Genomic DNA, 12,476 nt, shown 5'->3' on the forward strand with positions numbered 1-12,476 from the left:
TCAAGCACAGTTGATTTTTTTGTTACTGATATTTCAAAGCCTTGTATCAGCAGCACAGGATTTATTTTTTGTTCAAAACAATGCACGTGCAGTGGTGCAGTCAAATGCACAGGCAACCGTTCATGGTGGTGTACAATTGTTCAACGGAAGTTTACTTACAAACAATGGAACAATTACAGTGAAACAAGTAGGTGCATCCGGCGCTTCTAACTGGACAGATGCTACTGTTACACCTTATTTTCATGGAAGCGGTACAGTCATCTTCAATGGTACGGGTGGTCATACGGCAACATCGCCCAACCGTTTCGGTCGCATCAACATCAATGCAAGCGGTCATGTTACACTTAGTTCTAACATCAACACAGATAATTTATATCTCACCAATGGTAGGGTAAATACAACCGCTGCTTACCGAATGGTTGTGCTCACAACACCCGAGCTTGCAGTACAGGCCGATGTATCCAATACCAACTTTGCAAACAGTTGGGTAAATGGCACTTTGCGAAGAAATGTAAATACATCTGCAGTAAACAATTATTGGTTCCCGGTGGGTGATGCGGTAAAGTGCAACCGTGCATTGTTGACTGATCTTACTGCAAATCCTTTGAACAATCTTACCTATATCAATGCAAGCTTTGGTCCTAAACCCGGAACAGATGTAAACCTGAGTGTGGCAGATTTTACTCAATATGCAGTTACAGTAAGTAATGGTGGTGTATGGTATTTGGATGCGGATGTACAACCTACCGCAGGAAATTTTGATTTGTTGCTTTACTTTAATGGATTTACAGATCTTTCAAATAACCGGTTTTCAATTATACGTCGGCCACTTGCATCTGCGGATGCAGTACAATGGCAGGTGCCTCCGGGTTCAAGTATTGATGCCAATAATACACCAGGCAGAACTGTAGCATCCGGCTTTGCAAGAAGATATAATATTTCAACACTTGGGCAATTTGGATTGGGGTTGTACTCTTATCCATTAGCTGAAGAAGAATTGCTTTTAGCTGCAAACCGTAAAAATGAAATGGAAGTTGCCTTGCAATGGCAGTCAAATCTTGATCTTACTGTTGCAGCTTATGAATTGGAACGGAAAGTAGATGGAGAAATTTCGTTTAAAAAGATTTATGCCATTAATTCAAAACAGGTTACAGGCATTGCTACTTATGATTTTACAGACTTCAATAACTTCCCGCAGAGAAGTTGGTACCGTATCAAAGCTGTCAATGCCAACGGTAGTATACAATTTTCCCCGATACGGTTTGTTGATGGCAGCCGATCTGTGTATCATAATATAAAATTGTATCCAAATCCTGCCAGTAAGTTTTTTACAATTCAAACTGCTGAAGTATTACTAAATAATGAAGCGCTTCTTTTTGATGCAGCAGGAAAATTGATGAAACGTTTCAGGCTGACAGATGTAACTACAGTTTGCAGTGTTGATGATTTGTCTTCGGGTGTTTATACATTAGTAATTCCCTTTACAAATGAACGGAATCAGAATTTCATTCAGAAAGTGATTATACATCATTAACACGGTGGTACTTTTAATTAACTGAATAAAGTCGGGCTGTTTCCTCCATGCGGCGTTTTTCCCAAATGCTCATAGGCTTTACCCGTTACTTCTCTGCCTCTTGGTGTGCGTTGTAAAAACCCTTCCTGTATTAAAAAAGGTTCATACACTTCTTCCAGCGTGCCGGCTTCTTCTCCCACTGCAGTAGCGATGGTGGTAATGCCAACGGGTCCGCCTTTGAATTTATCAATGATGGTACTCAGGATTTTATTATCCATTTCATCCAATCCATGCTCATCTACATTCAAAGCTTTTAGTGCATGTTGTGTTATGCCGATATCAATTGTTCCCTCGTTCAGCACTTGTGCAAAATCACGAACCCTTCTGAGCAAACCATTGGCAATACGTGGTGTGGCTCGGCTGCGACCTGCAATTTCTTTGGCCGCATCAGCCGAAATTTTTACATCCAGAATTTTAGAAGCACGTAATACAATCTTTTGCAAAGTCTCCGCATTGTAATATTCCAATCTTGATTTAATAGCGAAACGTGAAAGCAATGGAGCAGTTAACAAACCACTTCGGGTTGTAGCGCCAATCAATGTAAACGGATTGAGATTGATTTGAATGCTTCTTGCATTGGGGCCGCTGTCAATCATGATATCAATGCGGTAATCTTCCATCGCCGCATATAAGTATTCTTCTACTACTGTACTTAAGCGATGGATTTCATCAATAAACAAAACGTCATTGGCTTCTAAACTCGTGAGCAATCCGGCAAGGTCGCCGGGCTTTTCAATCACAGGTCCGCTGGTTTCTTTAATATTCACACCCAGTTCATTGGCCACAATTCTGCTCAGTGTTGTTTTTCCTAAACCGGGCGGGCCATGAAACAATACATGGTCCAATGCTTCGCCACGCATCTTGGCAGCCTGTATAAAAATCTTAAGGTTGTCAATGATTTGCTGCTGACCGCTGAAGTCTTCAATACTCGCCGGACGGATATTGTTTTCAAATTCTTTATCAGCAGCGCTCAGTGATTCTTTGTTGCTATTGAGATTGGGATTGGCCATATGTTTCTACCGGCAAGGTAAGAAGCTAAAAAAGAAAAAAAAAGTTGATTTAATTTGTATATACAAATAAAACTCCTTTACCTTTGTTTTGTGAAAGCAGCAAGCAGCCGATATTGTAAATGCATGTACTTTTCTTCCCAGGCCATGGCCCGCAAAGTAGAAAAGCTGGCCCAGCAATCCTGGAAGAAAGTGGATTTATCGCCCAGTCATGCTTATTTGCTCATGATGGTTTTGGAGGAACCGGGTATTCAACCCAGTGCACTGGTAGAAGAGTTGTTGCTCACGCCCAGTACAATTACAAGGTTGATTGAAAAGCTGGAAGAAAAAAAATTAGTGGTGCGTACTGCCGAAGGAAAAATTACTAATGTATATCCCACACCTAAAGCCAAAGATTTGTTGCCCAAGCTCAATCAGTGCCTTGAAGAATTTTATCAAACCTATTCATCCATTCTAGGTAAAGAGGAGAGTATGCAAATGGTTCAGCGGATGAATAAGTTAACCGACAAACTGGACGTATAATTTTTTTGCTATCAAATTTGTATATACAAATATTTATTAATCACATCAAACGTTCAACACATGAAGTATGTAGTAACCGGTGGTGCCGGTCATATCACCAAACCACTTGCTGAAAAACTCCTCGCAGCAGGTCATGAAGTAACAGTAATAGGACGTGATGCAGCCAAGCTGCAATCACTTGTAGAAAAAGGAGCAAAAGCGGCTGTGGGTTCTGTAGAAGATCCTTCCTTTCTTACCACAGCCTTTGCAGGTGCTGATGCAGTGTACCTGATGATTCCGCCCAACTTTGGCGTTACTGATTGGCTGGGATATCAAAAGAAAGTGGCTGATTATTTTGTGCAGGCTGTTAAACCCAATCAAATTAAAAAAGTAGTGGTGCTCAGCAGTGTGGGTGCACATATGCGCAAAGGCGCTGGACCTGTGGATGGCCTTGCTTACCTGGAGCAGCAATTGGAAAACGCAGGAACGGATAACAAATTCTTACGTCCTTCTTATTTCTATTACAATCTCTTTGGACAAATTCCTTTGATCAAAGGAATGGGTATTATGGGCGCCAATATGGGAAGTCCTGATACCAAATTAGTATTAACACACACGAGCGAAATAGCAGATGCAGCAGCAGAAGAATTGTTAAGTTTATCATTCACCGGCAGCAGTGTTCGTTATATTGCCAGTGACGAACGCAGTACTATTGAGATTGCAAATGTATTGGGCAATGCTATTGGTAAAGAAAGCCTCCAATGGATTCCTTTCAGTGACGAGCAAATGAAAGGAGGTTTATTACAGGCAGGCCTGGCCGAAGTATTTGCACAAGGATATACGGAGATGGGCATTGCTTTACGCAGTGGTGAAATGGAAGCTGATTACTGGAACAACCGTCCTGCAAAGCTTGGGAACATCAAGCTGGAAGATTTTGCAAAAGAATTTGCAGCAGTGTTTAACGCATCTTAATTTTAAAGAACGGCAGGTATCACCTGCCGTTCTTTCACTCTAAAAATAAACAACATGAATATCGCAATCCTCGGCACGGGTATGGTCGGACAAACAATCGGCGCCGCACTCATCAAGAAAGGTCACAACGTTATGCTGGGCAGTCGTACAGCTACCAATGAAAAAGCGATCGCCTGGAAAAATGAAAATGGTACTAATGCAGCCAATGGCACATTTGCTGATGCAGCAGCTTTTGGTGAATTGATTTTCATTTGTTTAAATGGAAACGGTACTGTAGAAGCCCTGCAAAGTGCAAACCCGGCCAACTTTGAAAACAAAGTAGTAATCGACTTAACCAATCCGCTTGATTTTTCAAATGGAATGCCACCTTCTTTATTACCGCAATATTGCAACACGTGGAGCATGGGTGAAGAAGTACAAAAGCAACTGCCAAACGCACTTGTAGTAAAAGCATTGAATACCGTTACTGCTAATTTAATGGTGGATGCTCACCGGGTAAACAACGGCAATCACAATTTATTCATCTGCGGTAACAATACAGATGCAAAAAATGCAGTGAAAGAATTTTTGTCAGCAAATTTTAACTGGAAACCTGAATTGATTCTGGACTTAGGCGATATCAAGTATGCACGCATGACGGAAGCGATTGTTCCTTTCTGGGTAGCCGTAATGCAGGCAGAAAAAACACCGATGTTTAATTATATGATTGTAACCTAAGCATCATACATATTGATTCATCCGTAATATTAAATCCGGATCAGGGCAATTGTTCAGATAATAATCTTTATCACTCATCCTGCATACACCGGGATAATCACCTTCTTTCAACTCCAGGTCAATAATGATCTGAAAATGCAGGTGCGGTGGCCAATGCCCGTTTTCTTTTTCATGGCCGAAGTGTGCAATCACTTCGCCACGGTTTACATACTTACCGCTTTCCAGTTTATGAATATCTTTTAAGCTGATGTGACCGTACAAAGTATAAAACGAGTGTGTATCTAACTGGTGACTCAGAATCATCGTTGCACCATAATCACCAAAGTTGTTATTAAACGCCACACTGTGCACCATGCCACCCATGAATGCATACACGGGCGTGCCTGCAGGTCCCCAGATGTCAACGCCCAAATGCAAACGCCTTGGTTCCATGGCGCTGCTCACTCCTTCACCAAACGATGCAGACACTGTATCGCCAAACAACGCACTGCGGCTGTACACCGTTCTGTTCTCAGCATAGCCACCAATACCATACCTGGCACCGGCTTCTTTGAGTAAACCATTTACATAGGTGGTAAACTTGCGGGTATCATCAATGATTTCTGTGGTAAGAAGTTCATTGGCTGCTGTAAAATCCATGGCCAGCAACTTATCTTTTGCAGGATCAAAATCTACAACGGGATGAAAGTCGTGTGCATAACGGTTGAGTACAGAAACGATTGTTTGGTGCTGCATTTTGAATCTTGTTATTGGTTTTCAATAATGGATTTTATTTTTCGTTGCAATTGTTTTTTATCGGGCAGGTAAAGCTGGTACTTGGAAACAAAAATCTTGTTAGTAATACCCCGGATAGCATATTCTACAGTAATATCATTTTTATGGCGTGAGAGTATAATACCTATGGGTTGATTATCATCTGCTGTATTTTGCTCTGTTTCAAAATAGTTGAGATACATGTTCATCTGCCCGATATCATTATGTTCTACTGATTTTATTTTTAAATCAATCAATACAAAACATTTTAAAATACGGTGATAGAATACAAGGTCAACCCGGTAATGTTTGTTGTTCAGCGTTATCCTGAATTGTCTTGCTACAAACGTAAAACCCTTACCCAGCTCAAGAATAAATTTCTGTAAGTTGTCAATAATTTTTTGTTCTAATTGTTTTTCTGAATAGCTGTAATGTTCCGGGATATTTAAAAATTCAAGTATATACGGGTCACGGATTAAATCCGTTTCTTTTTTGATCACATTACCTTTCAACGCAAGTTGCATTACGCTCTTCGGTTTTTTACTGAGTGCAATCCGTTCAAACAAAGCAGAATTGATTTGCCTTTGCAGTTCTCTCACTGACCAATTTTCCAGAATAGCTTGTTGTTGATAAAAACTTCTTTCAAGCGAATCAGAAATTTTTAAAAGCTCATTATAATGTGACCAGCTTAGCTCTGTGAAAATGGTTTGAAGTTTTTGGTCAGACACTGTCTGACCGGTTTTTTGCTTTCTGTTTTTTTGGTCAGACGCTGTCTGGCCAGTCATTGGCTGTACATGTCCAGACGCTGTCTGGACAAACTTATAATTTAAGTAAAACAGCCGCATGTAAACAAGATTGCTTCTCGAAAATCCTCTGCCTATTTCTCTTGTAAGTTCTTTTGAGAGAATAATCATCATTTCCCTTGTGGATTGTTCATTGTTCTCATCTTTTATCTCCTGTTGTACAAGTAACCTGCCTACATGCCAATAAGTAAACAGCAATTCTGTATTAATATGCCGTACTACATTGTTTCGACCTTGCTGAACCAATGCCCCGATTTCACGTAAAAGATTTTTGTATTTAGCACTTGAGATTTTCACTGCTTACAAATATAATTAAACAGTCGGAGGCGAATGGCGCCATTACGATCTATCTGTTCCTGTTCCCAACGGTAGCATTTTCATATAGTCGGTTATCATTCATACAGCTTCCTCCTTAACTTAGTCAGCCGTTAATGCACTTGATCAAAGCATATAACGGCCAACCATTCAACTTTCTTTAAACCAAATAACGTAAAAAAATGAAAAAGGTTTCTTTACTTTTTTTCGTACTGCTTGCAACAGCAACTGTATTTGCCCAAAACGCTCCGCTGTGGATGCGTTATCCATCCATTTCACCTGATGGTAAAACCATCGTGTTTTCGTACAAAGGTGATCTGTACAAAGTGAGTACCGATGGTGGTACGGCTTTACCGCTCACCATGCATGAAGCACACGACTATCAACCCGTGTGGAGCCATGATGGAAAGAGCATCGCATTTGCCAGCGACCGCTACGGCAACTTTGATGTATTTGTGATGCCGGCAGAAGGTGGCACTCCTGTTCGTCTTACTACCAACTCAGCCAATGATTATCCGTTTGATTTTTCGCCTGATGATCAAAGCATCATCTTCGGCACGGCACGTCATAGTGTAAACACCAATGTGCGTTTCCCCAACCGTAATTTGTTTTTGCATCTGTATACAGTTCCGGTAAAAGGCGGCCGAAGTGTGCTACTCTCTGCTACCGGTATGGAACATGCACAATACAACAGTGATGGAAGCATGCTCGTTTATCAAGACAGGAAAGGAACGGAAGATCCCTGGCGCAAACATCACACTTCTTCTGTAACTCGTGATGTATGGTTGTATGATACCAAAGCAAAAACCTATTCCCAGTTCAGCAAGTATGAAGGCGAAGACCGTGAGCCCGTGTTCAGCAGTGATGATCAGTATGTGTACTATCTCTCTGAAAAAAACGGTGCACAGAATATTTACAAAGCGCCCATCCGTTTGAAAATTGCAGAACGTCAATTAACCAATTTCAAAAATCATCCCGTGCGTCATCTCACCCGTGCTAATGACAATACACTTTGCTTTACATGGAACGGTGAAATCTATACCATCAAAAACGATGGCGAACCCAAAAGAGTAAACATCAGCATTGTGGCGGATGCCAAGGCCAATGAAGAACGTATTGTACCGGTGATGGCCACCGGTGGTGAAATTGCTGTTTCTCCCAATGGAAAAGAAGTAGCGATTGTATTCCGTGGTGAAGTATTTGTAACCAGTGTGGAAGGCGGTATTACCAAACGCATCACCAACACACCGCAACAGGAACGTATGGTGGAGTTTGGTGCTGATGGTAAAACATTGTACTATTCAACAGAACGCAACGGCAGCTGGGATATTTACAAAACCAGCATTGTACGCAAAGAAGAACCTTATTTCTATGCTTCTACTTTGTTGAAAGAAGAACCGGTGCTGGCTTCAGATAAAGAAGAGTTCCAGCCGGATGTGTCGCCCGATGGTAAAGAGATTGCTTACCTCGAAGAACGCAACATTTTAAAAGTGTACAATCTTGCTACCAAGCAAAGCCGCACCATCATTCCTGCAGGTATCAACTTTTCCTATCGTGATGGCGACCAGAGTTTTGAATGGAGCCCCGACAGTAAATGGCTGGCCGTACGCAGTAACAAAGGCGCTTACAACCGTAGCGAAGTGATGTTGTACAAAGCCGATGGTTCTGACAAAAACGGAACCGATCTCACTCAAAGCGGTTTTAATGATGGCGGGCAAAGTTTTGCACTCGAAGGCAAAGCCCTCATCTGGGCCAGCGATAAATTCGGTAAAAAACCATTGGCCTTCCAGGGCGCCCGTGAAGCGGATCTGTTCATTATGTTCTTTGAACAGGAAGCCTACGACCGTTTCCGTTTGAGCAAAGAAGATTTTGCCCTGCTCAAAGAACGGGAAGACAAAGTGAAAAAAGACTCTGCCCAAAAAGCCAAAGATTCCATTGCCAAAAAGAACTGGCAGCCGAATCTTACAAACATTGATGAACGCAAGCTGCGCCTCACCGTTACCTCCGGCAACATCGGTAGTTATGCCCTTTCCCTCAATGGAGAAAAACTCTGGTACAGCGCTACCAACGAACGCAACACAGAGTTGTGGGAGCTCAACACCCGCACCCGTGAAAGCCGTGTGCTCACCCGCCTCGGCAATGGGGCCAACTTCGTAATGACGCCTGATGGCAAAGCTCTCTTTGTGATCAGCGATCAGGGTATTTTAAAAATTGAAACCGAAACCGCCAGAACAACACCCGTTTCCATCCGCAGCGAAATGGTGCTCAACACCGCCGGTGAGCGTGCTTATATTTTTGAACATGCATGGCGCCAGGTGAAAAAGAAATTTTATGATCCCAAACTGCATGGGCTGGATTGGGAAATGTACCGTGATAACTATGCACGCTTCCTGCCGCATATCAACAACAATTATGATTTCCAGGAACTGCTGAGTGAAATCCTTGGTGAACTCAACGCTTCACACACAGGCGGACGTTACTCACCGCAAAACCCCAATGGTGATCAAACAGCCTCCCTCGGTTTGTTCTATGATGAGTTTGCAGGTGGTGATGGATTGAAAGTAACAGAAGTCATTACCGGCGGTCCGCTGGATGTAGCCACCAGCAAAGTAAAACCCGGAGTGGTGATTGAAAAAATAGATGGAGAAGCCATTACTAACGGTGCCGACTGGGCTACACTGCTCAACCGCAAAGCCGGTAAGAATGTATTACTCTCCGTATTTGATCCTGCCAGGAACGAACGCTTTGAAGAAACGGTAAAACCTATTGCTGGTCAGCAGGAGCAGGGTTTGCTCTACAACCGCTGGGTAACCATGATGCGTAAGATGGTAGACAAGCTCAGCAACGGCCGTGTAGGTTATGTACATGTACAGGGCATGAACGATGGCAGCTACCGTACCGTGTATGAAGAGGTGCTTGGTAAGAATGCTGATAAAGAAGCCCTCATTGTAGATACACGTTTTAATGGCGGTGGCTGGCTGCATGATGACCTTGTTACCTTCCTCGGCGGTAAACAGTATTTAACCTTTGCGCCTTATGGTTTCAGCAGTAAAGGACAGGAGCCGCTCAACAAATGGGTGCGCCCCAGTTGCGTAGTGATGAGTGAGAGCAATTACAGCGATGCCTTTATTTTCCCTTATGCGTATAAAAATCTCGGCATTGGTCCGCTCATTGGCAAGCCCGTGCCCGGTACCGGTACAGCCGTGTGGTGGGAAACACAGATTGATCCCACACTGGTATTTGGTATTCCCATGATTGCCACCATTGGCAAAGAAGGCCGCCCCACAGAAAACCTGCAGATCAATGCAGATTTTGATGTGGCCCTGCCTTATGATGCGTTCATTAATGGTAAGGATACACAAATAGAAAAAGCGGTGGAAGAGATGTTGAAAGCGATCGGGAAGAAGTAATGAAGTAACACGCCCCGTCCGACGCCCTCGTCTGACGGGATTTCATAAAGGAAGCGATACTTTACAACGAGTATCGCTTTTTTGTTGGGCTTCGCCCGCCGTAATGCAATGGAGGCGGGGGCTGTGGGCTGATGTGCTTGTGGCAGCGGTTATCCGGCTTTTCGTTTCAAGCTACGTTGCACTTCGCTTTTCACTTCAATCCGGTCTAAGATCCCGCAGCAGGCGGGGCAGCCCTTTGGCAGAAGTGATGATGCCTTGGTTCGTGTCTTCACAAACCAAAAGTTTTTATTCCTATTCGTGGAGACACGAACCGGGGCGGTAGTAATTTTTTTTAAAAAGAGTCTACTTTGTATCTTCATTAACTATAGTAAGGCAACACCAAATGTTAAAAAATACATTTCAACATATTGAAGGTTTTGGTTCTCTAAAAGAGGTTAGTTTGTGGCAATCAGGGGTATTTACGTGGGACGATTATATAAATAAACATTCTTTTAAAAATACTTTGTTCCCTGATGAACCATTTGTTTCAATATTAGATACTTCTATTATAGCATTAAATAATAAGGATGCTAACTTTTTTGCTAAATCATTAAATTCACAAGAATATTACAGGATTGCACTTACTTTTCCTGAAGATGTAATGTTTTTGGATATTGAAACAACCGGGCTAAGCAAGTATTATGACCATATTACTCAAATCGGTTGGTCATTCCAAAATCAATTTAATGTTTATTATAAGGGATTGTCTAAAAATGAATTTATAAGAGCAATCAAAAGGGCTAAATGTATTGTAACTTATAATGGGTCGATTTTTGATATTCCATTTATTAAGAATGAGTTCCCTGAAATTGAATTTCCTCTTTGTCAAATAGATTTAAGGTTCTTTAGTAAGCGTTTTGGTTATACAGGTGGTTTAAAAAAAATAGAATCAGAAATTGGATATACAAGAGATTTAGAAGATAATGAAATTTCAGGAGAAATAGCTCCTGTTTTATGGCATAAGTATAAAGAAGGAAATACTAAAGCACTAAAGCAACTCATTAAATACAACAAAGAGGATGTCGAAAGTATGAAATTACTTTTCGATATATGTATAGAAAATGCTTTGAAAAATGTACCTATAATTGGCAACAAGATAACTCCTTATAAATTCTCTGGTACTAAATCTAAAATTCAATTTACTACTAAGGAAAATCAAAAAAACAAAATTTATATAAAAGAGTATAAAGGAAAGGTTGGAACTGCGGTTAAAATAAATGATTTACCACAGCACAAAGATTTAAGTATAGTAGGAATTGACTTGACGGGTTCAGAAATAAAACCTTCTGGTTGGTGTCATTTATTATATAATCAGGCAGTTACAAAACAATTATTGTCTGATGATGAATTAGTAGCTGCAACTATAAATACCAACCCACATATAATTTCTATTGATTCGCCATTATCATTGCCCAAAGGGAGAACCTCCGTATTTGATGATGATCCCAAAAGAGATGAATTTGGTATAATGCGTATTTGTGAAAGAATTTTAAAGCGTAGGGGGGTAAGCGTATATCCAGCTTTAATTCCAAGCATGCAAAAACTTACTTTAAGAGGTATTAATTTAGCAGATAGGTTCAGAAGATTAGGTTATACAGTTATTGAAAGTTACCCTGGTGCGGCACAGGATATTTTGGGTATTCCTCGTAAGAGAGCAAGCTTAGAGTATTTAATTAAAGGCTTAAGCTCTTTTGGCATTCATGGTGATTATGAAACTACTGAAGTAAGCCACGACGAGCTAGACGCAATTACGTCATCAATGTTGGGCTATTTTTTTTGGTGTGGAATGTTTGAAGCCTTAGGAACTGATGATGAAAATTATCTTATAATACCTCAAATAGATGAAAAATTTAAAGAATGGGATGATAAATTAGTAATAGGCTTAAGTGGAGGTCTTTCTTCAGGTAAAACTACAGCAGGTGAGTATATAAAGGCAAAGGGTTTTGAATATTGCCGATTTAGCATGGTAATTTCAAAATTGGTAACGGATAAAGGTGAAGAACCAAACAGAAAAAACCTACAAGAAATGGGGGAATATGTGAATAAAGAGAAAGGACAAAGATGGCTTTGTAATACATTATTGAATGAGTTTTTAATAAATTCCAGCAGAATCGTTATAGATGGTCTACGGTTTCCTGAGGATCATTCGTTTATGAAAGAAAAGTTTGGCCCGAACTTTATCCACATTCATTTGGCCTGTCCAGATGAAATTCGTGCAAAAAGGTATAAAAAAGAAAAACGTAATGATATTACCTTTGAAGAAGCAATTACTCATCCAGTAGAAAGGGATGTAAATAAGTTGGCCGACCTTGCTGATTTTATTATTGTGAATGATAAAGATTTCAATAACTTATATACAGAGTTAAACAAACATTTAAAATAAAGT

Annotated in this window: 9 protein-coding genes; 6 read left to right on the top strand and 3 right to left on the bottom strand. The window is 41.0% G+C overall.

The window, feature by feature from the left end; all coding sequences use genetic code 11:
- The first annotated feature begins 19 nt into the window (after positions 1–19).
- Positions 20–1,534: a T9SS type A sorting domain-containing protein gene (locus PDL71_RS04565; RefSeq protein WP_407525967.1), complete on the top strand. Its 1,515-nt coding sequence runs from the start codon at positions 20–22 to the stop codon at positions 1,532–1,534.
- 17 nt (positions 1,535–1,551) lie between these two features.
- Here the strand turns inward: PDL71_RS04565 and ruvB are convergent, their stop codons facing one another.
- Positions 1,552–2,583, bottom strand: a complete 1,032-nt coding sequence (gene ruvB, locus PDL71_RS04570; protein ID WP_407525970.1) for a Holliday junction branch migration DNA helicase RuvB — start codon at positions 2,581–2,583, stop codon at positions 1,552–1,554.
- A gap of 123 nt (positions 2,584–2,706) precedes the next feature.
- Here ruvB and PDL71_RS04575 point away from each other — a divergent pair, with 123 nt between their 5' ends.
- The 3 genes from PDL71_RS04575 to PDL71_RS04585 are packed head-to-tail and all read left to right on the top strand — an operon-like array spanning position 2,707 to position 4,770.
- A complete protein-coding gene (locus PDL71_RS04575) occupies positions 2,707–3,102 on the top strand; it encodes a MarR family winged helix-turn-helix transcriptional regulator (RefSeq protein ID WP_407525973.1) in 396 nt (131 codons plus the stop codon).
- Between the two features lie 60 nt (positions 3,103–3,162).
- Positions 3,163–4,053, top strand: a complete 891-nt coding sequence (locus tag PDL71_RS04580) for an NAD(P)H-binding protein (protein WP_407525976.1) — start codon at positions 3,163–3,165, stop codon at positions 4,051–4,053.
- 54 nt (positions 4,054–4,107) lie between these two features.
- Complete coding sequence (locus PDL71_RS04585) at positions 4,108–4,770, top strand: NADPH-dependent F420 reductase (protein ID WP_407525979.1); 663 nt, start codon at positions 4,108–4,110, stop codon at positions 4,768–4,770.
- A gap of 3 nt (positions 4,771–4,773) precedes the next feature.
- Here the strand turns inward: PDL71_RS04585 and PDL71_RS04590 are convergent, their stop codons facing one another.
- Positions 4,774–5,505, bottom strand: a complete 732-nt coding sequence (locus tag PDL71_RS04590; RefSeq protein WP_407525981.1) for a peptidoglycan DD-metalloendopeptidase family protein — start codon at positions 5,503–5,505, stop codon at positions 4,774–4,776.
- Positions 5,506–5,516: 11 nt separating this feature from the next.
- Complete coding sequence (locus tag PDL71_RS04595) at positions 5,517–6,623, bottom strand: YhcG family protein (RefSeq protein WP_407525984.1); 1,107 nt, start codon at positions 6,621–6,623, stop codon at positions 5,517–5,519.
- A gap of 200 nt (positions 6,624–6,823) precedes the next feature.
- Here PDL71_RS04595 and PDL71_RS04600 point away from each other — a divergent pair, with 200 nt between their 5' ends.
- Together PDL71_RS04600 and PDL71_RS04605 are read left to right on the top strand one after the other, a co-directional pair.
- Positions 6,824–10,051, top strand: a complete 3,228-nt coding sequence (locus tag PDL71_RS04600) for a S41 family peptidase (protein ID WP_407525987.1) — start codon at positions 6,824–6,826, stop codon at positions 10,049–10,051.
- 382 nt (positions 10,052–10,433) lie between these two features.
- Positions 10,434–12,473, top strand: coding sequence for a ribonuclease H-like domain-containing protein (locus PDL71_RS04605; RefSeq protein WP_407525990.1), 2,040 nt, complete (start codon positions 10,434–10,436; stop codon positions 12,471–12,473).
- Positions 12,474–12,476: the final 3 nt, after the last annotated feature.

It is taken from the genome of Lacibacter sp. MH-610, assembly GCF_045780045.1.
Taxonomy (GTDB): Bacteria; Bacteroidota; Bacteroidia; order Chitinophagales; family Chitinophagaceae; genus Lacibacter.